Consider the following 23,881-nt stretch of genomic DNA (forward strand, 5'->3'; position numbering starts at 1 on the left):
AATTGGTTATGGAACAAAATACACCTCCCGAAGAATTAACCGGCGAACTTGAAGTCGGTAAGCCCTATACCGAAGCCGCTGGTGTAGAAGCCATCGTGAAATCGCTGGAGCATATTCGCAACGGGACGGGCCTTATTCGCGGGTTAAAGGTCTTGGCCGATTTGAACCAGAAAGATGGATTCGACTGCCCATCCTGCGCCTGGCCCGACCCTGATGGCCATCGATCTACCTTGGGCGAATACTGCGAAAGTGGAGCCAAGGCCGTAGCCGATGAAATCATGACGAAGCATTCCGCTTCGCCGGTTCTGTTTCAACGGTATTCGGTGGCCGAGTTGCTTCAGAAAAACGATTTATGGCTTGGTCAGCAAGGGCGATTGACGCAGCCCATGGTCCTGAAACCCGGCGCTACGCACTATGAACCGATCAGTTGGGATGAGGCTATCCGATTGATTGCCAGTCAGCTCAATGCACTCGATTCGCCCAATGAAGCCATTTTCTATACCTCGGGCCGAACCAGTAACGAGGCTGCTTTTCTGTACCAGCTGTTCGTCAGAATGTTCGGCACCAATAACATGCCCGACTGTTCGAACATGTGCCACGAATCGACCAGTGTTGCACTGGCGGATTCACTTGGTTTGGGAAAAGCGTCGGTTACCTATGAGGATTACGAGAAGGCCGATGTGATTATGATTATGGGCCAGAATCCAGGCACCAACGCGCCAAGGATGATGACGCCCCTGGAACAGGCCAAACGAAACGGGGCTAAAATCATTGCGGTCAATCCATTACACGAAGCGGGGCTACTATCATTCAAGTACCCGCAAAGTGTCCGGGATGTTGTATTCGGTGGCCAAAAACTTACTGATTTGTTCTTACAGGTTCCCATCAATTCTGATCTGGCACTCCTGAAAGCCATGTGCAAGCTGTTGCTGGAGGAAGAGAAAAAGAGTCCTGGTAAGGTACTCGATCAGCAATTTATCCAACAATACACAAGCGGTTACGAAACCTTTGTCAAAAGCCTCGATCAGTTTGAATTGAGCGATTTAGCCGCGCAGTGTGGTCAGACAATCGCACAGATTCAGGAAGCGGTCGATTTATTCAAGTACACACCTAAGTTGATCATCTGCTGGGCGATGGGCTTGACTCAACACCGCAACTCCGTTGAGACGATTAACGAAGTCATTAACCTACTCTTACTCAAAGGGAGCATCGGTATCGAGGGGGGAGGAGCCAGCCCGATTCGTGGCCATAGCAACGTGCAGGGCGACCGTACGATGGGTATCTGGGAAAAGCCAAAACCCGAATTTCTGGACGCGCTCAAACGTGTATTTGCGTTTGAGCCTCCCCGTGAAAACGGCTACGATGTTGTGGCTGCCGTAAAGGCGATGCACGAAGGAAAAGCCAAAGTGTTCTTCGGATTAGGCGGCAACTTCGCAATGGCCGCTTCCGACACGAATTACACGGCAGAAGCCCTGAAACGATGCAAACTAACAGTCCACGTTTCGACTAAACTTAACCGGAGCCACCTGATTTACGGCGAAACGGCACTGATTCTGCCTTGCCTTGGTCGGACCGATCATGACATACAAGCCGCTGGTGAGCAGTTCGTTAGCTGTGAGAGCACAACGGGCGTGGTTGCCCAGTCGCATGGAGTCGTTGAGCCTTCATCAGCTTATCTGAAAAGCGAAGTGGCCATTATTGGCGAGCTGGCCAAAGCAACTCTGGACGGTAAATCGACAATCGATTGGGACTCCCTCGTTGCCAATTACGACCGCATTCGTGATCTGATTGAGCAGGTTGTTCCGGGTTTTGATAACTACAACACCAAAGTGCGGATACCGGGTGGTTTTTACATCCCCAATGGACCTCGTGTTCGGGAGTTCAAAACGAAAGATGGCAAAGCGCACTTTACGGTCAATACGCCCACACACCACGACCTACAACCGGGTGAATTGCTACTCATGACGATTCGTAGTCACGATCAGTTCAACACAACGGTGTATGGCAATGATGATCGCTACCGGGGCATCTACAACGAACGACGGGTCGTGTTCATGCACCCCGATGACATTGCCAACCGAGGATTGCGCGAGAAGCAGGTTGTGAATTTACACAGTCAATACGATGGCAAGCAGCGAACAGCCCATCGATTTGTGGTCGTGCCATACAATATTCCACGCGGTTGCGCAGCAGCTTATTTTCCCGAAACCAACGTGCTGGTGCCCATCGGCTCAAAAGCAGATAAGAGCAACACGCCAACGTCGAAATCAATTGTCGTTACGGTGACGCCATCAGTAGGATAATGGCCCTTCTCAAAGTCTATTTTTTGTCATCTCGACGTAAGGAGAGATTTCAAGGTGTTGATTTTGAGATCTCTCCTTACGTCGAGATGACAAAAAGCTGCTCGATAAACTACAGTTTGAAAAGCTAACGAATCACCGCTGGCAGAATATACTGTTCCATTATCTTATCTACCTGTGGATGAGCATAAGCAGTATTGTAAGCCGTTGCGGTTACGACAACAACCAACGGCTGGTCTTTGAAAACGAAGATCTTATTGCCACCATTTCCAGAACAGTAATAGGTTTCATAGGCTTTGCCATTCACCGTATATTTCTTGTTCCAGAACAGGTAGCCGTAATATTCATCGTTGCGACCGGGAATGGTTTTATGGCGTGTAAAGGTTTGACTCACCCAGGCTGCTGGAATAATCTGTTTGCCATTCCACTTACCGCCATTTTTGTAAAGCTGACCATATTTGGCAAAATCCAGCGCATTCATCTGAATTCCTCCTGCCGTATTGACTACATGCTGTGGCGTGTATGGCCATTTATAATGACTAATACCCAACGGTTTAAATAGTTTCAGGTCAGCGTACTGCTCCAGTTTGCCAGGAACAACCTGATTTAGCACATCGCCCAATAAGACGACCCCCGCCGTAAAATAATGCCACTCGTGCTTGAATTTGGCTGGTTCAACGGGTAAGTCCAAGGCAAATTTTACCCAGTTTGGTGTCGGGTACATATTCTCTTCGTTTCCGGGCGAATCACCGTCATTATCGTTGCCATCGAAGCACGAACTCATCGTTAATAACTCACTCAGTTTTGTATTCGCTTTGGCGGGTGAGTAATTGGCAAAGTTTTTTAAATCGTAAAACTCGGTGAGTGTCTGACTTTCGCTTTTCAGATAGCCTTCCTGTTTTGCAATTCCGGTTAACGTGGAGGCAAACGTTTTTCCCACGGAACGAACATTGTGCAGCGAGTCGCGGGTAGCGCCGTTAAAATATTCTTCGATCAGGAGTTTACCGTTTTTAATGACCACCACACTGGTAATATGTCGGAAGACATCCGCGTCGATATTCCCCTTCAACGCCTTGATCTTGTTCGTGTCAAAAGGCTCAGAAGATACCGAGAGTCCATTGTATGCTTTGGGGGTTGTTAGCTGTACGCTGGTCAAATCAATAACGGGCTTGCGTTTGACCAACAGCTTTAATTGACCGGCTGCAATCAGATTGCCTACAATTAATTCAGGTTTGTTGAGATACGGTTTGATTTCAAGTCTGAACACATGAGAACCATCACTTAATGCCCCATCACCGCCATTGTTCATAAACCGATTCCAGGCAGATTGGCTCCACCAGGCGCCTTCTCGCTGATTGTTAATCAAGGGTTTGCTGATAAGCGTTTCTACGTTTTTGATTTGGGCATAAGGTGCGCCCGGATGGAGATTGGTTTGATAAATGAGTCGGTCGTCTACGTAAAAATTGAACTGGTAGCAACCGTTTTTCGTAAGCTCATCTGCCGATAGTTCAGGGGCTAGCTGATGCAGGTAATTGGTGAGCGAATTACCCATGAAGACCGTCATGAATAGATTGCTTTTGTTGGTTAGTTCATAGGTGTCCAGAAAATCGGACGATTGGAGGTTTGTCGCCGGAATGTCTTTGCTCGTAAAGATGATCTTGCCAATATTGGCCTGGTGCACCGCCGAGGTGATGCCCTGGGTTTTGACAAGATCAGGCGATTGACCATACAGGTTGCCGACAACGAGCAGGCTTAGAAATGAGACTAATAAGCGAATTCGCATGGGATATGAAAAGTAGATTGATACGTGGTCAAAGCTAACTGGAGCAGGTGGACGCGTGGAATAAATGGGTTGAACGGGTCGAAAAATGGGGCAGGGTGGTACGCTGAGCCACTGATGCGGACGTTCGTAATGCACTCACAAAGAGAAGGGAAAATGGGCAGTGGAACGTCCCGAATTATAAGTTGGTCGCTCTTTTTAGGTCGTTTTTGTAGTTTGCTGGGTTCTGCCCCGTCAGTTGTTTAAACGTACGGTTGAAGGTCGTCTTCGAATTAAAGCCTGAATCGTAAGCAATGCCCAGCAGCGTGATTCGATCGTACTGCGGGTCCTGCATTTTACGGATAACTTCCTTTATACGGTACTCATTGATCAGATCATTGAAATTCTTGCCAGTGCCCAGATTAATAATCCGCGATAATTCATGCGGGTGGATTTCCAGAACATCTGCCAGCGAGCGAAGGGTTAGCCCGGCATCTAAATAAAACAGGTTCGTTTCCAGTTGATTTCGTAACTGCATGCCTGCCTCCAGCAGTTCGGGCGTGGGTGTTTCTGGTGGTGTAGCCGATGCCTTTATTTTCTCGACTTCCACAATGACGAGTTCGGGTCGCAGAAAGGATTCAGCCCCAATCCAGATGGTCATGAAGGCCAGCAGCAAGTAAAGTGGATAATAACTGTCGATCCCTAACTGATAGTTGTAAATAACATAATCAACCAGAGTATACGGAACCCAGGCAAGCCAAAGCAGCCCGAACAGAATCAGCAGGCGTTGCAGCCACTTGGACTGGTATTGATAACTATCGCTGAGCAGATCGCTTAAAGTCCTGTCAAACGCCCTAAGTTGTTTGAGCGCAAAAAACAGGTAAATAGAGATAGAGCAAATTGCCAGGAGTTGTAGAATGGGATTGATGAGTTGAAAAGTAGCTGTTTCATAGGTGGGTATATGTCGTTGCTGGCTTTCGAAAATCTGTAAAACCTGAACACTCTGTTCTCCAAGTAAAGGGGTAAAATGGATAAGGTCGCTTGCCCGGAAACGGGATTCTGGTTGGGTCAGTTTACGCACATAATAGTAAAGCAACGGACCAATGGTTAGGGAGTATTGGAGCGGAATCCAGCTCCAGTGTGGGTAGTATTTGCCCAGATTAATATCGATGGACACGACCCAAATCATCCAAAGAACAATCGTTAACAGAACCAGTCCCAAAAAACGGTTGGCCACTTGGTTAATACGTTTGGCAAACAGCAACAAAAAACCAAATGTGGCACCAATAAACACGGCTGCCAGAAAGAGTAGGTCGTAGCCGTTAAGACCAAAGACAAGTTTCATGCTTTGTAATAGTTTCCACGTTATGTGATGTTTCTGTGCTGTCAGCTTCTTAAAGCTGACACGGTATATAGATCTTTCGCAAGCTAATCAGCCCGGTAAGGGCGACCTGTCAATAGTTATTACCGCCTAGTAAGAGGCCCAAGCGCCGTAGGTGCGGCCTATATGGATAGAATTAGGCCGCACCTACGGCGCTTCAGATTATGTCCAACCCTCTTTTTGCTATTAACAGGTCACTCCTAACGGAGTTTCAGACAGGCCCCAAAGATAGGTTTTGAGAAACCTCACCGTATCGGTTATTAGTAACCGACACCACAGTGCAACATCAATATACTGGTGATTCTTTGGAGCCAAATTAACAGTTTCCATGAGGAATCCTGCTTCATTACTTATTAAAGTTCAGCTCGCTTAATAGCCTGAAATCGATTCATCGGCGTATTATGTCAGAGTTAAGCAAATGCGTTCAGCCTGCTTTCTGGATGGCTGTTCGATGAGAATTTTCTGTGTAATGATCGATACTAAAATGGGGCAATTAGCCATACAGGGTGGACCAAAGTCGGTTACTAAAACCTTTCCCTGGCCCATCTACGACGAAACTGAAGTACAGGCCGTAGCTAACATTGTGCGAAGTGGGCAATGGGGTAATCCTGATTGTGCCGATGAAGTTGCCCGCTTTGAGCAAGCATTTGCAGCCTATTGTGGAAGTAAATATGCCGTGAGTTGTGTCAATGGTTCGGTATCGCTCCGGTTGGCTTTAATCGCCTGTGGTCTTCGTCCCGGCGACGAAGTCATTGTGCCGCCTTATACGTTTATCGCCACCGCTTCGGTGGTGCTGGAAATAAACTGCGTGCCGGTCTTCGTGGATATTGATCCCGACACCTACAACCTCGATCCGGCCCGCATTGAAGCCGCCATTACGGAGAAAACCAAGGCCATCATTCCCGTTCATTTTGCCGGTTTAGCCTGCGATATGGATGCGATTCTGGACATTGCAAGGCGGTATAACCTGCGGGTTATTGAAGATGCCGCTCATGCACACGGGGCTGAATACAAAGGCCGGAAACTCGGCTCTATCGGCGATGCGGGTAGCTTCAGTTTTCAGTCGTCCAAAAACCTCACGAGTGGCGAAGGTGGCATCGTAATTACGAATGATGATGCGCTGTATGAAACGATGAATTCGCTCCGGAATGTTGGCCGCTTGCCGAGTGGTCAGTGGTATGATCACTTCAATCCGGGTTGCAATTACCGCATTACTCAACTTCAGGCGGTACTCCTCTCGGAGCAGTTGAAACGACTTGACGAGCAAACCATTACCCGTAACGAGAATGGTCTGTATCTGGATAGTTTGCTAGCGGATATTGAAGGCATAACGCCTTTAAGTCGGGGTGAGGCAGCTATTCGGCATTGCTATCACCTGTATATTTTTAAGTACGACAAAACCAAATTCGGGCAACTACCGAAGAAGGACTTTGTGGCCATGTTATCGGCCGAAGGGGTTCCCTGTTCGGGGGGGTATCCGCATCCGTTGTATAAACAGCCGGTGTTTCAGCAGAAGAATTTTATGTGCTATGCCATCCCCAACTCAGTAGATTATACGCAGGTAAACTGCCCGGAAGCTGAGCGAGCCTGTGCCGATGAGGCTGTGTGGGTTTTCCAGCACGCTATGCTAGGTACCCGAGAAGATATGGAATCGTTTACCCAGGCCATCCGAAAAATCCAACTAGCTCAGTGAGTAAAGAATAGATTTTATGATTTGTACCCACGGACTTCAGCCCGTGGGTACAAATCATAAATCAATAGTTTCCTAAAATCTTAACAATACCTTTCTTTTTTTATACATGAAGTTGAATCGTAATGTCAGTTGGGTAATCAGTAGTCTTGCCCTGTTTTTGGTGATCAGTCAAAGTAAGTTATGGGCCCAGACGATTAATCTTAAGCAGGCAGTGCTATTGGTTTCTCCGTCTGTACCCTCGCCCATGCGGGAAACCGCTCCCCGCATACTCAGCGAAGAGATTGAAAAACGAACGGGCGTTTTGTTGAAAACAATATCGACATGGCCTAAAAATGGCGTAACCCGTGTAGCTCTTGTTCTGGCAAGTGATAAAACACTACAAGGCGCTTCGGTTCCGGCTAACACAGCAACCGAACGACCCGAGCTAAAGCCAGAAGGCTACCGAATTGTTAGTGAAACGAATGCCACTGGCACAACCCTCTGGATTATAGGAGCCGATAGCCGGGGTATTCTGTTCGGGACTGGCTGGGTGCTGAGAAATCTGAAAATGGATCGTAAAGTATTGGAACTGTCCAGCCCTGTCAATGTAGCTACGTCGCCTGATTATCCTATTCGAGGGCACCAGCTGGGCTATCGCCACACGGCAAACTCATATGATGCCTGGACGGTAGGTCAATTTGAACAGTACATCCGTGATCTGGCCATTTTTGGGACTAACGCGATCGAAGGAATTCCATTTCACGAAGACGAAAAGCCCAGCCCTCATTTTAAGATACCAGCCGCCGACATGCGGGTGAAAGTGAGCGAAATCTGTCAGGCCTATGATCTGGATTATTGGGTATGGACACCCGCAACGATTGAACTGACCGACGCTAAAAAACGACAGGCAGAGCTTGATCAACATGAAGCTTTCTACAAGGCTTGTCCTCGGCTGGACCATATCTTTTTCCCCGGTGGTGACCCCGGCGAGAATCATCCAAGAGAAGTAATGCCTTTCTTGAAAGACATACACACCCTGTTGGTGAAATACCATCCGAAGGCGAAAGTCTGGATTTCGTTACAAGGATTCAGTGTGGAGCAGGTCAATTATTTCTATGATTATTTGGCACAAAACAACCCGACCTGGTTGCAGGGAGTCGTTTATGGACCGGGTAGCCCCCCTCTTGCCGAAACCCGTTATCGCCTGCCCAAACAATACCAGCTCCGGCAGTACCCAGATATCACCCATACGGTTCGGTGCGAATTCCCGGTAGAGCATTGGGATCAGGCTTACGCGCTGACATTAGGCCGTGAAGCATCGAACCCGAGACCTTATTTCTATGCGCGGGCGCAAGCGGCTGCGGCTCCGTTTACAGATGGCTTTGTATCGTATTCCGACGGTTGTCATGACGATATTAACAAAGTAATATGGAGCATGCGGGCCTGGGATATGCAGATGAGCGTTCACCAGATTCTGAATGAGTACAGCCGATTTTTCTTTGGCTGGCCATTGACAGAGTCCGCTGCAAACGGCATTGAAGCGCTGGAAAAAAACTGGGATGGCCCACTCGCCCAAAATGGGGGTGTAGAGGCTACGTTTTCATTCTGGAAAACGCTCGAAACGGCCAACCCAGCTTTAGCCACAAATTGGCGCTGGCAACTTCTACTACTCCGGGCTTATTACGACACCTACACTCGTCGGCGCTTGCTGTATGAACAGGGGCTCGAAACCAAAGCTGATGCCGTTTTGAGTCAGGAGGTGAGTATGGATCCCGATAAGGCGATAAGTCAGGCCTTAGCCATTGTAAACAAAGCTGATACGGAGCCAATCGCCCCCGAGTTAAAGGCTAAAATTGTGTCGTTGTGTGACGATTTATATAGATCAATTGGTTTGCAGACCAGCATGCCAAAGTACAAAGCACGAGGCTATGAGCGCGGTTGTTTACTTGATTTTGTCGATTATCCGCTCAATAACCGCTGGTGGATGGCCGATGAATTTGAAAAAGTCCGGGCATTGAAAACGAATGAAGAAAAACAGAAACGCCTGCAGCAAATCAGTGCCTGGGAAACACCGGGCCAGGGTAGTTACTACGATGATGTGTCGAGCGTAAGCAAAGGCCCTCGCGTGAAAACTATTTCCGACGATGCCACCGATATTGCCTGGTGGAACAATGGCTTTAGCCGGACGCGCCTTTCCTCGCAAACCTTCCAGCGGAGCCCGATGCTGGACTACGACAACCTGGACCCGAAGGCGGAATATGTTATTCGAGTGGTTGGATTTGGCGAAGCCTTACTGCGCGTAGATGGTAAGCGCTTAAGTCCAATCGTGTATAATCGAGAGGCCGATACGGTTAAGGAATGGATCGTCCCCATGTCGGCTACTCAAGACGGCCGCATTAACGTTACCTTCGACGAGCCGGAAGAATCGCACCTGAACTGGCGGCAAAATTCCCGCATTTCGGATATCTGGTTGTTGAAAAAGTAATTGTACCGCGGACGGTCCGCCGTTGCGGTGGACCGTCCGCGGTACAATTATACCATTGCCTGATTCAGATAAGCTTTAACGGCAAAACTGGCAACAACTCCTTCGCCCGTTGCTGCGGCTACCTGCGCAATAGCACCTAGTCGACAGTCGCCAGCGGCCAAAATACCGGGAACCGATGTTTCAACTGATCCGGGGCGGGTGCAAATAAATCCCTGTTCATTAAGGTCAAGTGTCTTAGCCAGAAATCGCGTATTTGGGGTAAGCCCGACAAACAGGAAGACACCATCGGCAGCAATTTCCTGAACCTCCCCGGTGGTATTATCGGTCACCTGCAACGCCTTAAACGTTCCCTGATCGTTACTGAGAAACGCCTTGGGTGTTTGATTCATGTAGACCGCTACGTTGGTAAATTCGGCTAATTTATCGGTATACGTTTGGGTTGCACTAAAGGCTGGCTTATAATGAACAAACGATACTTTCCGACAAAAACGGGCCAGGAACATCCCTTCCTCCAGCGCGCTATTGCCCCCACCAATAACAATAACCTCTCGATCGCGGTAGAAGGCTCCGTCGCAGGTGGCGCAAAAATGAATTCCGGCACCCAGTAAATCAGATTCTCCCGGAATATTAAGTCGTTTGTAAGTCGATCCAACAGCTACCACAACGGATCGGGCCGTCAGGTCGCCCAGGTTGGTTTCGAGATGAAAAATCTGGTCTTCAAAACTGATTTTACGAACATCGACTCCTAGCTTAATCTCTGCCCCATAGGTTTGGGCTTGTTCCGCCATTTTGTTCATCAACTCTTTTCCGCTGATGTCGATAAAGCCAGGATAATTTTCAATTTTTTCGGTCAATGAAGCATTTCCACCAACGAGCTTTTTTTCCAGAACAATGGATGAAAACTTATCCCGCTGGACATAAATCGCCGTGGTCAGCCCTGCGGCACCGCCCCCAATAATGGCCACATCATAAAGGTGTGTCTGGGCTTCCTGAGTTATGCCGATCAGGTCTCTTAATACTCTATTGTCGGGGTTGGCATAGGCTTGCTCGTCGATAAGAATGGTGGGGATGATTCGTTTGCCGTTGTTTATCGTTTCCAGAACGGGTATGGCCCATCGGTGTATATCGATATTGATGTACTGATAGTTAATCCCATTATCGCTCAGATAGGCTTTTGCCCGGTGACAGTCCGGACACCAATCGGCGCCAAACAAACGGATGCGGGGGTGATTATGATTAAGGCCGAGTAACGAATCAATTTGGGCGTTACTCGGATTAACAACGGAAGTCTCATTGATAACCAGGGTAGGCGTAAGCCGTTTCCCTTCCTGAATTTCCTCAACTTTCTGAACGGACTGTTGGTCGAGATCAACGTTGATGTAGGTGAAATTCAGTTTATTATCTTCCAGATAGGTTTTTACCCGCTGGCTGTCTTCACACCATTCCGCTCCATAGAGGACTAGTGTCGTTTGATCAAAGCTCATAGCTTTAGGAACAAGGGTCCGATAATGAGCTTAAAGATAGCTTTTGGGAATGTTAACCAGTCAAGTTCAAATTCTAAAAATCTGAACTTGACGTTCTTACTTCCCAGCCAGGTACCGATTTCGGTATTCGAGTGGAGTACAACCCTTAACCTGACGAAATTGCCGGGAAATGTTTTTACTGTCGTTGAGCCCGAGTTCCATCGCAATCTCAAAAACGGTCAGATCAGTTTCCAGTAGTTTTTTTGAAAATTTCTCGATGCGCAGATTCTGGATGTATTTGTAGATGGGGTAGCCAATCACATGCTGAAACCGCATTTCCAGCGATCGTCTTGACAATGGCACCTGCTTCACCACTTCATCGACCTGAAGATTCTTATCGATATTCTGGTGAATGTATTTCAACGAGGAGGCAATAAAATCATCGTGTGTCGCATAAATATCGGTCGACTGTCGGGTGATCACCTGCGTCGGTCGAACAACGATGTCATAGAAACTGGCCGTTTCTTTCCGAATCATGCGGTCTAGCAGGCGAGCTGCATCGTACCCCCCTTTCTCGGCGTCCTGTGCAATGCTGGATAGGGGTGGGTCTGAAAGCTCACAGATCATTTCATCATTATCCACGCCCAACACGGCCACCTCTTCTGGAATTCGAATGCCTGAGTGCCGACAGGCTTCGGTTATATGCTGCCCTAACCGGTCATCGCAGGCCATAATGGCGATGGGCTTAGGTAATGACAAGAGCCATTGACTCAACGAACTAGGTTTGTAGAACCAGAGTTCGATTTCACTTTCGCGGGCGTTCTGGTTCTCAAAGTAGTGGACTTTATAGCCTGCTTTGGAAACGCTTTCTTCGAATCCTTCAGCTCGTTCCCTCGACCAGACGATGTCGGTAAAGCCATAAAAGGCAAAGTTTTTGAAGCCTTTCTTTAAGAAATAATCAGCGGCAATGGCTCCGGTTTCCTGATGGGCGCCCGTTATATTCGGAATTTCCGTAAACCGTTCTTTAAAGTCCTGCGCAATGAGGGGAATACCCGCTTCGGTGATTTTCTGGATACTCTCTTCGTTGTAAAGCTGACCAATAATGCCGTCGGCTTCCCATTCGAGTGCCCAGTTTAAAATACCGTTGATCCCCATCGTTTCCCGGTGAAAGAGCGGCATTCGGCAGAATACCCAGGGACCATATTCGCGCGAGTATTTGGTAATGCCTTTTAACAGACTCTTACTATACTCCTCCGCGAAGTCGATTAACAAAATAATCTTGTGCATAAATAAAGAGCGAAAGAGTGAATGAGTGAAAGAATGAGCTGACGTGATAGCGCACCTTCCGGCTGGTTTCACTCTTTCACTCTTTCGCTCTTTAGTTTAATCGTTGCATTCGTAACCAGCGGTTTCGCCCAGATGCCAATGCTGAAAATATAACCTAAAGTAAGCAACAAAATCAGCATAGCCCAACGGAGTCCAATCAGTTCGGCCAGGCCCCCAATGATCAGCGGCACCAGGGCACCACCAACGATTCCGGTACACAGGATACCCGAAAATGTGCCGTGATGCTGCGGAACGGAATTAAGAGCGAGCGAAAAAATAATCGACCACATAACGGAGGCAAAAAAACCGGTTGTGGGTAAGGCATAAATAGCCCAGTCTTTGGGACCAAACAAACCAATCAATAAGGCAATGACGGCGCCGAACGTAAACAACATCAGTACTTTACGGCTGTCGGCTAGTTTTAGTAAGACCAGACCCAAAATACAGCCTACCGTCATCAGCCCCCAAAAATAAGCCACTACTTCGGCTCCGGTTGTGGCCGGATCGACGCCATGATAGAGTTGAAGGAATTTAGAAATCCAGTTAGCAATACCCTGCTCCGTTCCAACATAGGCGAAAATGCCCGCGAAAAATAAGAGCACCGTTTTGTTGCGAAGTAGCTCAAGCAAGGTGCCGCCAACCTCTATCTTTTCGTCATCTTTCAGTTCAACGTTGGGGAATTTAATCACCCCAACCACCACAATCATTAGCAGCGTGGTAAGTGCAAATACCCAGTAGAGCGAAACCCACTCCAGATGAACTGGCACAACCTGGTTGAGTAGCGAAATAGGAAAACTCGTATTGGTTGTATGTAGATTGAGGACGAAATAACTGTACAAAAACGGACTGATAAACGAAGCTGCGCCCGAAAAAAGCTGGGCTAACACCGAATTAAAGGCAAAATGAGCCTCTCCACCCGCCACCCGCAGCAACGGATTAATGACGACCTGCAACATTGCCATCCCGACACCAATTGAAAAAAGAGACACCAGCGCAATCGAAAAGCGCGGAACGAGCGCAAACAAAAGTGCGCCCAGAAAAGCCAGAAAAAAAGCCCCAAGCAAGACCGGCTTTTCTCGGTATTTTTCGACTAATAACCCCGATGGCATCGACACACTATAAGCCACAAAAAAGGCAAACGGCAGAAACCCCGCCAGACCAATACTCAACTGGAAACTATCGACCAGATCAGGAATGATGGGTCCGAGAATATTCGTCAGAAACGAAATGACGAAGAATATTAACAGAATCAGGACAACAATCAGGGTATTTCGGTTCATAACTAATGCTTTGACAAACTAGATTCTAACTGTTTCTATAGATTCTCGGGGCCGCCCGCGCGGTCGATTCTAGTGTACTGATAATCAGAAACGATAGAATCAACCGCGCGGGTGGCCCCGAGAATCTATAGAATCTAAATTGAACGAGCACTAATGCTTAAGAGCTTCCTGTACGGCATTGCCAACGGTGCCACTTGGCGGTAAAATGTGCAATAAAGACGCTATCGTAGGCGCAATATCCGCAATCGTTGTGTGGCGGAGGGTTTCGCCTTTTGTAATTCCCCAGCCATACAAAACAAACGGAACATGCGTATCGTAATGATAAGGTGAGCCATGATCGGTCCCCGTACCACCATTGGCAATCCAGCCTGGTTCGGTAACCAGTTGGATGTCGCCACTGCGTTTGGCATGGAGCATATTTCGGTACAGATCCAGCAAATGCGTATTCAAATTAGTCGTATACAACCTGCGCAAATTAACCACATCGGCAATGCCCGGCATAGGTAGCAGTGCTTCCCGAATTACGTCATAGGCAGCATCGACCGTAATCTTTTTCTCTTTCAACAAAGCATGATTGAGATAAAGCTGGTAATTCTCACTTGCCTGCAAGTAATCGCCACTGCCGAAAGCATCGGCCAACGATTTTTTGATGGTATTGGAAACGGCTTTGGCATCGATTAACCCAGCTGGCAAATGATGCTGTTGCCAGAACGCAGGAACATCCATAACGCCGTGATCGGCAGTTAAAAACACGCTATAGTTGCCCTTGCCAGTCCACTTGTCCAGAAAGGAAAAAAGGTCCGCAAATTCCAGATCAAGCCGCAGGTAAATATCTTCTTCCTCCACCGAGTTGGGGCCAAACGCATGGCCAATACGATCAGGCGTCGAAAAGCTAATGGCCAAGAAGTCGGTTACCGGACCTTTACCCATATTTTCCCCTTTTATGGCGGCAATCGCAACGTCCTTCGTCATGGTATTGCCCCAAGGCGTAGACATGACCGCCCCAAACGCATCACCTGCCTGACTCACGAGCTCATACGGAAATACGGGTTTTGAGGCACCCGGCAATTTGCTTTCATACGGCTGATCGTCGGGTGTACTTTCGGTATATTCGGCGATAGGCAACAGCGTGTTCCAGTTTCGTTTAACGTACTGGGCGGGGAGTTTTTGGGCGTTGAGCTCGGTTAACCAGGTTGGGAGTTCGGATCTGTAAAAAGTACTCGTTACCCAGTTGCCGGTTTTCGAATCGTACCAATAGGCGCCTGAAGCAGCATGACCTGCGGGCAAAATAGAACCGCGATCTTTAATGGCTACCCCAATGGTTTTAGACCGGAATTGAGTTGCAATCCGAAGCTGGTCGGTAACGGTGCTGGTTAATAAATTCCGGGGCGACATCCGGCCGACGCTAGCGTTTGTACTTCCTACCGTTTGTACGGTGTTGTCTTCGACACAATACACCGAATTCTGCGCGAACGAGTCATACCATTCATTCCCAATAATACCATTTATGGCTGGTAATGAGCCGGTATAAACAGCAGCGTGGCCAGCAGCTGTTACGGTATGGGCGTAGTGATAGTGGTTATTTCGACAGTTAAATCCTTCCTTTAATAAGCGCTTAAAACCGCCTTCGCTGTATTTGTTATAAAACCGATACAGATAATCGTAGCGCATCTGGTCGACCACAATGCCAACGACTAATTTGGGGCCAGCTAACGGGGACGATTTACGAACGGGCTTTGTTGTTCCGGGAGATTGAGCGGCTACCCAGAACGAGAGCGTAGTAAAGCCAACTAAAAAGAACGCTTTTTTCATGAATACAATAGAACGCTGATTTTTATGATTGGTATGATTATATAGCTTTTGGTTATATTAATGATGATTAATTGTAAAATAGTCTATTTGAAGGAATGCACTTTTTTTGAAATCATATTTCATCTTAACTATCATAAAAAATCAGCGTTCAATATTACCTAAACGCGCTCCCGTTGGTCAACTAGAGCCGCAGCACCGAGGAGAGCGATTCCTTCTTTTTTCGATTGGAAGATCTTTAGTCGCTTGAGTGTCATTGGGTAAGCGAAGTCCTGCATACTCTCCAGCATCCCCGTTTTAAAGAATGGGTACGCTTTCGCGATGGAGCCTCCCAGTACAATGACTTCTGGATCGTAGGCATAAAGAACGGCTTTGATCGCCCAGCCAAAGTGCCGACCAAATTCAGTCCAGAGATTCAAGGCATTCTCGTCGCCCAGTTGCGCAGCCTGACTAGCCTCCAGAGCCGTTGTGCCGTGTATGGCTTCGAAAAACTCAGCCGAAGCGTAATACTCGAAATTTTTATCCCTATAGGGAAGCAGACCAATTTCACCTGCTCCACAGTTTGAGCCAACAAACAGCTGATTGTCGATGATAAGACCTGAACCAAGCCCGGTTCCGATCGACATCCCGACGACCGATTGGTACGATTGTGCCAGACCAAACTGGTGCTCGCCGAGGGTGAAACAGTTTACATCGTTATTCACGAATACAGGTATCGAAAACTCTTCTTCCAGAATATCGCGAAGGGCCACTTCTTTCCAGGAAGGAATGTTGGCCACGTTGTAGACAATGCCCCGATTCACATCAACCACAGAGGGTACGCCAATACCAATACTGCTTACCGACGATTCTGTCAGGGGGCGAATAAGCTCAATAAGTTGTGATAATGTAGAGGAAAGTGATTCTTTTTGGTGTAACAGACCACTCATTTGCTGGACAATCGATCCATCTTGCACAAGCCCGGCCCGCACGTTGGTTCCTCCTAAGTCGACCCCAATAGTCATTTTAAAGAAGTTTTTGGTAGTATTTGAAAACCGAGGTATCAGCTCGATTTATTGATTGACAGTAATAATTGCTGACCGGCTCGACCGCCCCGAGGCATCGAAGCTTTTTAGTTTTACCGTGCCTGAAACCTTCACGGGGCCCGTATACAAAGGAGACTGGGTGGTAGGCTCGGTACCATTGGTTGTATACCGAATAGCAAGTCCCGGTAGTTCGACATTAGCCTTCAGCGTTCCTTGTTCGATGATAGCACCCGGTAGTGGTAGTCGATAGTTATAGCCGCCATTGAGCATGGCCAGTCGGGGTAAATCTTTCTGAGCAAGGGTATTGGCGAACACATTCCAGCCTGTATTCATTGACTTTTCGCGGGCTGGTCGGTTTTCGATGGTTTCCCACGGGCGCTGTGGTGCCCAGGCGCTTTCGGCAAAACCCAATAGTTTAGGTAGGATATCGTATTCAGCCATGTCGCGCCCTTTCACGGTTTCACTCCAGAGCTGCGATTCAACACCCCGGATGTTTTTACGGGCTTCGGGTTTCATTTTCTGTAGACCGTCGAAGCTAAGCGGCTTGCCCATCGATGTTTTGTAAGTGGTCTTGAACATATCGAAGGGAGCAAATGCCCAGTTATTTCGCGTATCGACGTAGCCTGCCCAATAGAGGCCCGGCTCCTGCGGATCGTTGTTATACGCCATATCGAAATAAAAGTTCGATACATTGCACAACACGATTGGGTAGCCCGCATTGGCCAGCCGGTTGCCCAGATCAATATCGAACAGGTTGTTCCATACGTAAGGGACAACCCCCTTACCAACAAACTCAGGATTCAGCACGAGCTTTCCGTCGGCTGCTTTGACGAGTACGGCCTCTTCCCAGGCATGCACTTCTAGTTTCCGTTTGGCGAGCCGCTCACGGAGTTTGCCGAAGAAATAAGCCTGTAAATTTTTCGGGTCTTTGATGGATGGATTCTCTTTCAGCACCTTGGCTGCAATAGGGGATTTTGTCCAGGCACCTTCGGGTACTTCATCGCCACCTGCGTGCATAATATCCATCGGCAGACCTGCTTCCTTATACATCTTCGTAATCTCATCGACCACTTTTTCGTAGAAGTGATAGGTGGATTCTCGCCCAATGCTGACCACATTATCGGTATAGCCCTGTGCCGACAGATAGACCGATTTATCGTCTGGGTCGATGAGCCGATATTCGTTCGCTTCTTTTTCTTTGCCTTCCTTCATCAGGCGTTCATACCGGGCTTCCATCGATTTGATCGCAGCCCGCGCGTGGCCTGGTAAATTCAGTTCGGGGATAACTTTGATATGACGTTCCTTCGCGTATTTCAGGATTTCGATAAAGTCGGCTTTGGTGTAGAATCCACTACCATGTTTGCCTTCGTCATAGGCTTTTGGGCCTGATCCGTAAGCTGGATGCAAAACCGCCGTCTCTTTCCCCGACGTGTGCTCCCGTTGCGCGCCAACCTGGGTTAACTCAGGCAAACCGTCGATTTCGAGTCGCCAGCCTTCGTCTTCCGTTGTATAAAACAGAAACTTATTGACTTTATAGAAGGCCAGCAAATCGAGTAGTCGCAAAATCGTTTCTTTCGTCTGGAAATTCCGGCTAACATCCAGGTGCATACCTCGGAATTCAAATCGGGGAGCGTCCTCAACCTGTACGTAATTCAGGGCAATATTGTCAGAAGGCTTCAGGTAGGTTGAGGTCGGAATCAGCGCCAGCAAACTCTGAACGCCATAGAACACGCCTGCCGCGTCGCTGCCCGTAATGGAAACACCGTTGCCATCGATGCTAAGCTGATAGGCTTCTTTCGCTACCCCGTTTACGCTGACTTTGCCTAATTTGAGTGTAATACCTTTGCCCATTCCGCTGCTTATCGAAAACTCCTTACCAGTCAGCGCTTTCAGTTTCTGACTCAGGAAATGGGCTTCACTTTCGAGACCTTTTTCGGCATAAATCGGTAGCGATGAACTTAGTGCCAAGGTACCTGTACCCGGTGTCAACTTGGCAGGTGAGGGGATGATTTTTTGAAGTTTATCGGCAGGAAGCAAGGAGGCTGCCAGGTTCGTCTGATAGGTATGCTCAGGCGTCGGAAGGGGCTCCAGATCGATTTTGCCCCGCAGTATTTGTTCCTTTTTTGTGAAGGGCTTAACGCTATAATCCGCTACCTGAACGATGTTTTGCTCTTTACCTTCCTGATCATAAAAAACGAAATAAAGGCCCATAGGCGCATCAGTAAGCTTATTGACGGCTTCTGTTCCTTCATATCTAATATCGATAGTTGCACCCGGTTTGAGGTTAAATCCTACGTTTGGTGTGAGTTTGTACCAATCGCCGTTGATGTGATGGACCGTAGCTGGCTGCGAGTCTTGGGTCTGGACAATAGGTCGGGGCGACATATTGAAAAATAGGGCCCAATTGGTATCCGTCAGCAAAAAATTGCTTTTGTTGGTAAGCGTAAAGCGAGCTTCGAAGCCAGTTTCGATCTCAGTGAAATTACTTACTAATTCCCAGGAAACAGCAATCTGTTTTGCCTCATCGTTGGAGGGTGTATCGCCCGATCTACAACCAGTAAAACAAACAACGATCGTCGCGATGAGAACGGTCAAAAAAGTAGTTCGCATAAATCCTTAGGTTAAGTAGCCTTTATACTACTCAAATCAGTACTAAAGATACCATTGTTCTAGCGGGGCTTTTTAAATATTTTTAATGATACAGCAACCGAGCCGACTCATTTCTTTAGATGCGATGCGTGGTTTTACCATTGCCGCTATGATTGTCGCCAATTTCCCGGGGAGTGAAGAGTTTGTGTATTTTACACTACGGCACACGATATGGAATGGTCTCTCTTTTACCGACTTAATCGCGCCAACCTTCCTGTTCATCGTTGGTGTTTCCATTGCGCTGGCCTATGCCCGAAAAGTGGATGAAGGTAGCCCGAAAGGCGAACTCTACCGAAAAATCGTCGTTCGCTCGCTGAAGATTTTTGCAGTGGGCATGTTTCTTAATCTAATGCCCGATTTTGATTTTTCGAACGTTCGTTGGACGGGTACACTTCATCGGATTGCCATTGTCTTCCTCGTCTGTGCGTTTCTTTTTCTAAATACAAACTGGAAACAGCAAGCCTGGATTGGGGCGCTTACGCTTGTTGCCTATTGGCTGGCCATGACGCAAATTCCGACGCCTGATGTTGGGAAAGTGGTGCTGGAACGAGGGCAAAATCTGGCGGCCTGGCTCGACCGAAAATACCTGCCCGGCCGTATGTGGCAGGGCACCTGGGACCCCGAAGGAATCCTGAGTACATTTCCGTCGATTGTGACGGGAATTACGGGTATGCTGGCCGGACGTTGGATGCTCAGTAGTGCCAGCCCAACCGAAAAAGTGTCGTATTTGATGACAACCGGGCTGTTTACGGCTGCTGCCGGCTATTTCTGGGGATTGACTTTTCCGGTCAACGAAAATCTCTGGACCAGCTCGTTTGTGTTGGTTACCTCGGGATTTGCGGCCATGTTGCTGGGAGCCGTGTATTTTCTGGTCGATGTGCTGGGACGTAAGAGGGGGACGAAATTAGGAATTATCTTCGGGGCTAACGCTATCACTGTATACGTACTGGCCGACATTTTTGCCCTTTTCTTCTATCGACTCAAATTTGGAGGACTACCCCTAAATGAGAAGGTAGTAACGGGCTTGATAAGCGTAGGTATGCAGCCCGAACTTGCGAGTCTGCTCTATGCCCTGTTTTTTATCGGCATTAATTTTATTCCTGCCTATGTGCTGTATCAGAAGAGAATTTTTATCAAACTGTGAGGCCGCAGTCTGGACGTCCACGTCCGGGGTGGTCGATGTGGTGTCGGTTTCTAAAAACCGACACTGTGAGGTTTCTCAAAACCTCGTGTAAAATGAACTCGCAAGGTTTTGAGAAACCTCGCAGGTCAGGTTGAAGAACCTGGCCTCACTTAGGAGCTATCCTTAATTTCGAAGAAAATGTCAATCCGCTTAACCCTCCTTTTTCTCTCCATCCTAACAACTGCGAACGCGGCTACAATCGACTTGTCGAAAGCGCGTATAGCTACTACCGTTACGGATAAAAAAGTTCTTCGTCGAACGGTCGAAATTCTTCAGCAGGAAGTCCAGAAACGAAGCGGTATTCAATTGCCAGTCGTCACAAAACTTCCCACTGATAAGCAGCCATTTATTGCCCTTTTGCTGGAAAGTAATCTTGCCCAATTATCACCGGATGTTCGGGCTGTTGTTCAGGCAATGCCCGAGAGTAAGAGTGAAGGATTCAAACTCGTCGCGATTGAAAAAGCGAACGCGGTGTTGATTGTCGGGCATGACGCGCGGGGATTGCTGTATGGCGTCGGGCGATTGTTGCGAAAACTGGATATGAAACCGGGCAAAGTTGGTGTAGCTGGCGAGTTGGCGATTACTACTAGTCCGCAATACCCGATCCGAGGGCATCAGTTAGGCTATCGTCCCAAAACCAATGCGTATGATGCCTTTTCGGTGGCGCAATTCGACCAGTACATCCGCGATCTGGCGTTGTTTGGGGCCAATAGCATCGAAATTATGCCTCCGCGTACTGACGATGATTTTAGCAGTCGCCATATGAAATTGCCCGCTATTAAAATGATTGGCGAACAGTCGAGGATTTGCGCAGAATATGGCCTGGATGTCTGGATGTGGTACCCGAACATGGGGCTGGATTATACCCACCCGGATTCGATTAAGAAAGAACTAGCCGAACGAAGTGAGGTCTTTGCCGCTGTGCCGAAGCTGGATGCGGTCTTTGTTCCGGGTGGAGACCCCGGCGAACTGGAGCCTGACGTGCTCTTTGCCTGGCTCGAAAAGGAAGCTCAGGTATTGCACAAATACCATCCTAAAGCCAAAATCTGGGTATCTCCGCAGGTATTCCGGCCCACACAACAGTGGTTCGATGCCTTTTATAAGCACGTGAACAAGGAGTACGATTGGTTTGGTGGGGTAGTTTTCGGCCCTTGGGTGAAGATGCCGGTGCAGGAGATCCGGAAAGTAGTGAAACCGTCGATTCCGATTCGGCATTATCCCGACATTACCCACAATTATGCCTCTCAGTATCCGGTACCGCATTGGGATCTGGCCTGGGCTATGACCTTGGGTCGAGAGTGTATCAACCCACGCCCGCACGATGAGAAAGCCATTCACAACGCGCTCGATCAGTATGGCGCGGGTAGCATTAGTTATTCGGAAGGGACGAACGACGATGTCAATAAGTTTGTCTGGAGCGACCAAGACTGGAACCCCGAAACGCCCGTTATCGAAACCTTACGCGACTTTGCCCGGCTATTTATCGGGGCCGATTACACCGAATCGGTGGCGCAGGGACTTGTTGCATTAGAGCAAAACTGGCGAGGGAATTTACTGACTAACGACGCAGTGGAGCGGACGCTGATGCAGTGGCAGGCTTTGGAGAAATCAGCACCTCGGTCGGTATTACAAAATCCGCGCTTTCAAATGGGTCTGATTCGGGCGTATTACGATGCCTTTACCCGCCGTCGACTGTTATACGAAACTGAGCTTGAGCAGCAGGCACGGATGAGATTGGAAACGATTGGAACAGGAGGATCGCTGGTGGCTATTCAGCAAGCGAATGCTATTCTGGAAAAGGCGTGGAAAGAACCGATTTTGCCGGAATATCGTGCAAAATGTTTTGCACTGGCGGATTCACTATTCAAAAGCATCGGCGCACAACTCACCATCGAGAAACATGGGGCTATGAGTGGCCGTGGTAATTTTATTGACAATATTGACATTCCACTCAACGATTCGCCCTGGCTGCTGTCGCAATTGGAGCAAATCGAAAAGCTGAGTAATGAGCAGGAGCGTGTTCAGAAAATTCAGGAGATGCTACACCGCACCGATCCGGGACCGGGAGGATTCTACGATCACTTTGGCGCTCCCGAAAGCTGGTATCGGGTGGTTCAGGGAGTAAGTTGGGAGAAAGATCCAGGCAGTTTGCAATCGCCCAGAATTGGGTTTGGCGTGGGACTGGTAGGCGTCGAATGGGTGGATGAAATTAAGGCAACAGGCTTCAAAGGTCAGATTACACCCCGAGTCTGGATGAAACAGGCTAAAACCCTGTACGATCAGCCATTGAAAATTGTCTACAACGAGCTTGACCCAAATGCCTCGTACCGCATGCGCATCGCCTATACAGGTCGTTTCCGCTCACGCATGAAACTCACTACCGACGATGGCTCGGTTGTCCACGACTTTATCCAGACAGGCGAGCAGCCCATTTATGAGTTCGATGTTCCGAAAGCGGCTCTGGCCGATGGAGCCGTAACCTTCATTTGGGAATGTGGAGAAGGGGAACGCGGTTCGCAGGTAACGGAGATTTGGCTGATTAAGAAATAAGAAATACCCCTGTCAATCAAGTAATGTGCTGATTGGCAGGGGTATCGGTTTGTTGTGTATCGTTTTATGAAGCAGATTTCTTTACATCTTCAACGAATGATACAGATACGCCGACCAGTCGGGCTATTTCTTCTGTAGTAAAATTCGTTTCTCGGATGAGCGTTCGCGTAAAGGCTAGTGTCTTTTCGTTTATGCCTTTTTCAATGCCCTGTTTTTGGGCTCTTTCTAGCAAAAATTGTTCAATGCCCATCGTCGTACTTCGTTGTGTGATTTCTTCGATAGCTCTCTCAAACTTATCAGTTGTCTCCTGGTTTTCCAAACGTACATAATACCGAAGGAAGTTCATTAAACTCCTGATCTTGTCTTTGGGAATTTGACTGGTTAAAAATCCTTTGGCAATTTGTAGTTTAACATCCAATAACTGTTCCTCGGTCAGTCGTTTACTGGTTAATGCAGCTTTTACTGTTAGGATTACCAGTGCGAAGGGATTTTTACTGGCTAATAAGTCATCTTCCTGTATGTCGAGTATCTTGTATGTATTGTATTGGTACGTCAACCGGGTGCCTAGGTACGATTGCTCATATTGACTCGGATGATAACTTTTATGGCTATCCGTAAAGATGGCAAAGGCAGTTATAGGTTGATGATATTTATCAAAAATCCGATAATAATACTGGAACATTCGCTCAGCGAAGAAACGGTCTTTATAGCCTTGAACTTCAATGTGAATCAAAATCCAGCGTTCAGCGGGTTCGTCCCCCTGCTTCGTGAAGACTTTTACTAGTTTATCAACGTAGCGTGGTTCGTAAGTATCCTGCTCGGGTGGAAATAACTGCTCTAATTCCTTATCAAGGTATTCGACTCCTTTACTTAGATCAAACAAATCATCGGCATTAGGGAAAAAGAATCGTAAAAAGTCATCAAAGACATCTTCCAGGATCGCTTTCCAGAGAGAATCATCGCGTTTCATATTAGAAATGTGGCAATGTTTCTCTAATT

General features: G+C 47.9%; 14 protein-coding genes. 5 read left to right on the forward strand and 9 right to left on the reverse strand.

Translation table 11 applies throughout. The features are described from left to right. Nucleotides 1–8 precede the first annotated feature (8 nt). Nucleotides 9–2,303 (forward strand): FdhF/YdeP family oxidoreductase, encoded by a 2,295-nt coding sequence (locus ACYVGR_RS22375; RefSeq protein WP_460960863.1) that lies wholly within the window; start codon nucleotides 9–11, stop codon nucleotides 2,301–2,303. Between the two features lie 124 nt (nucleotides 2,304–2,427). Here the strand turns inward: ACYVGR_RS22375 and ACYVGR_RS22380 are convergent, their stop codons facing one another. Together ACYVGR_RS22380 and ACYVGR_RS22385 are read right to left on the reverse strand one after the other, a co-directional pair. Further along, nucleotides 2,428–4,083, reverse strand: coding sequence for a serine hydrolase domain-containing protein (locus tag ACYVGR_RS22380; RefSeq protein ID WP_460960865.1), 1,656 nt, complete (start codon nucleotides 4,081–4,083; stop codon nucleotides 2,428–2,430). 175 nt (nucleotides 4,084–4,258) lie between these two features. After that, nucleotides 4,259–5,404: a helix-turn-helix domain-containing protein gene (locus ACYVGR_RS22385; RefSeq protein WP_460960867.1), complete on the reverse strand. Its 1,146-nt coding sequence runs from the start codon at nucleotides 5,402–5,404 to the stop codon at nucleotides 4,259–4,261. Nucleotides 5,405–5,909: 505 nt separating this feature from the next. On the opposite strand from ACYVGR_RS22385, the gene ACYVGR_RS22390 reads away from it, so the two are divergent. Further along, nucleotides 5,910–7,133, forward strand: a complete 1,224-nt coding sequence (locus ACYVGR_RS22390) for a DegT/DnrJ/EryC1/StrS family aminotransferase (RefSeq protein ID WP_460961202.1) — start codon at nucleotides 5,910–5,912, stop codon at nucleotides 7,131–7,133. A gap of 106 nt (nucleotides 7,134–7,239) precedes the next feature. Further along, entirely contained in the window at nucleotides 7,240–9,597 is a 2,358-nt protein-coding gene (locus ACYVGR_RS22395) for a hypothetical protein (RefSeq protein ID WP_460960869.1), read from the forward strand. Nucleotides 9,598–9,644: 47 nt separating this feature from the next. Here ACYVGR_RS22395 and ACYVGR_RS22400 read toward each other — a convergent pair whose 3' ends face one another. The 6 genes from ACYVGR_RS22400 to ACYVGR_RS22425 form a co-directional block, all read right to left on the reverse strand. Next, on the reverse strand, nucleotides 9,645–11,081 hold the full coding sequence (locus ACYVGR_RS22400) for an FAD-dependent oxidoreductase (RefSeq protein ID WP_460960871.1): 1,437 nt from the start codon (nucleotides 11,079–11,081) through the stop codon (nucleotides 9,645–9,647). 96 nt (nucleotides 11,082–11,177) lie between these two features. Then, the gene (locus ACYVGR_RS22405; RefSeq protein WP_182461175.1) at nucleotides 11,178–12,347 is read right to left on the reverse strand and encodes an AraC family transcriptional regulator; all 1,170 of its coding nucleotides are present in this window, start codon (nucleotides 12,345–12,347) and stop codon (nucleotides 11,178–11,180) included. Between the two features lie 68 nt (nucleotides 12,348–12,415). Beyond that, nucleotides 12,416–13,666 carry an MFS transporter gene (locus tag ACYVGR_RS22410; RefSeq protein WP_460960873.1) on the reverse strand — a complete coding sequence of 417 codons (1,251 nt, stop codon included), beginning with the start codon at nucleotides 13,664–13,666 and terminating at the stop codon, nucleotides 12,416–12,418. A gap of 150 nt (nucleotides 13,667–13,816) precedes the next feature. After that, nucleotides 13,817–15,478: an alkaline phosphatase PafA gene (gene pafA, locus ACYVGR_RS22415; protein WP_460960875.1), complete on the reverse strand. Its 1,662-nt coding sequence runs from the start codon at nucleotides 15,476–15,478 to the stop codon at nucleotides 13,817–13,819. Nucleotides 15,479–15,636: 158 nt separating this feature from the next. After that, nucleotides 15,637–16,479, reverse strand: coding sequence for an ROK family protein (locus ACYVGR_RS22420; RefSeq protein WP_460960877.1), 843 nt, complete (start codon nucleotides 16,477–16,479; stop codon nucleotides 15,637–15,639). 48 nt (nucleotides 16,480–16,527) lie between these two features. After that, a complete protein-coding gene (locus ACYVGR_RS22425; protein WP_460960879.1) occupies nucleotides 16,528–19,110 on the reverse strand; it encodes a family 20 glycosylhydrolase in 2,583 nt (860 codons plus the stop codon). Between the two features lie 85 nt (nucleotides 19,111–19,195). On the opposite strand from ACYVGR_RS22425, the gene ACYVGR_RS22430 reads away from it, so the two are divergent. Continuing rightward, nucleotides 19,196–20,293 carry an acyltransferase family protein gene (locus ACYVGR_RS22430; protein WP_460960881.1) on the forward strand — a complete coding sequence of 366 codons (1,098 nt, stop codon included), beginning with the start codon at nucleotides 19,196–19,198 and terminating at the stop codon, nucleotides 20,291–20,293. 177 nt (nucleotides 20,294–20,470) lie between these two features. After that, a complete protein-coding gene (locus tag ACYVGR_RS22435) occupies nucleotides 20,471–22,882 on the forward strand; it encodes an immunoglobulin domain-containing family protein (RefSeq protein ID WP_460960883.1) in 2,412 nt (803 codons plus the stop codon). Between the two features lie 64 nt (nucleotides 22,883–22,946). On the opposite strand, the gene ACYVGR_RS22440 is transcribed toward ACYVGR_RS22435, so the two are convergent. Further along, nucleotides 22,947–23,852 (reverse strand): Rpn family recombination-promoting nuclease/putative transposase, encoded by a 906-nt coding sequence (locus tag ACYVGR_RS22440; protein ID WP_460960885.1) that lies wholly within the window; start codon nucleotides 23,850–23,852, stop codon nucleotides 22,947–22,949. Nucleotides 23,853–23,881: the final 29 nt, after the last annotated feature.

Source organism: Spirosoma litoris (assembly GCF_054776755.1).

Bases quoted from the DNA above. Each gene is read 5' to 3' on its own strand.
- ACYVGR_RS22375 (WP_460960863.1), top strand. From the start codon at position 9: ATGGAACAAAATACACCTCCCGAAGAATTAACCGGCGAACTTGAAGTC.
- ACYVGR_RS22380 (WP_460960865.1), bottom strand. From the start codon at position 4,083: ATGCGAATTCGCTTATTAGTCTCATTTCTAAGCCTGCTCGTTGTCGGC.
- ACYVGR_RS22385 (WP_460960867.1), bottom strand. From the start codon at position 5,404: ATGAAACTTGTCTTTGGTCTTAACGGCTACGACCTACTCTTTCTGGCA.
- ACYVGR_RS22390 (WP_460961202.1), top strand. From the start codon at position 5,910: ATGATCGATACTAAAATGGGGCAATTAGCCATACAGGGTGGACCAAAG.
- ACYVGR_RS22395 (WP_460960869.1), top strand. From the start codon at position 7,240: ATGAAGTTGAATCGTAATGTCAGTTGGGTAATCAGTAGTCTTGCCCTG.
- ACYVGR_RS22400 (WP_460960871.1), bottom strand. From the start codon at position 11,081: ATGAGCTTTGATCAAACGACACTAGTCCTCTATGGAGCGGAATGGTGT.
- ACYVGR_RS22405 (WP_182461175.1), bottom strand. From the start codon at position 12,347: ATGCACAAGATTATTTTGTTAATCGACTTCGCGGAGGAGTATAGTAAG.
- ACYVGR_RS22410 (WP_460960873.1), bottom strand. From the start codon at position 13,666: ATGAACCGAAATACCCTGATTGTTGTCCTGATTCTGTTAATATTCTTC.
- pafA (WP_460960875.1), bottom strand. From the start codon at position 15,478: ATGAAAAAAGCGTTCTTTTTAGTTGGCTTTACTACGCTCTCGTTCTGG.
- ACYVGR_RS22420 (WP_460960877.1), bottom strand. From the start codon at position 16,479: ATGACTATTGGGGTCGACTTAGGAGGAACCAACGTGCGGGCCGGGCTT.
- ACYVGR_RS22425 (WP_460960879.1), bottom strand. From the start codon at position 19,110: ATGCGAACTACTTTTTTGACCGTTCTCATCGCGACGATCGTTGTTTGT.
- ACYVGR_RS22430 (WP_460960881.1), top strand. From the start codon at position 19,196: ATGATACAGCAACCGAGCCGACTCATTTCTTTAGATGCGATGCGTGGT.
- ACYVGR_RS22435 (WP_460960883.1), top strand. From the start codon at position 20,471: ATGTCAATCCGCTTAACCCTCCTTTTTCTCTCCATCCTAACAACTGCG.
- ACYVGR_RS22440 (WP_460960885.1), bottom strand. From the start codon at position 23,852: ATGAAACGCGATGATTCTCTCTGGAAAGCGATCCTGGAAGATGTCTTT.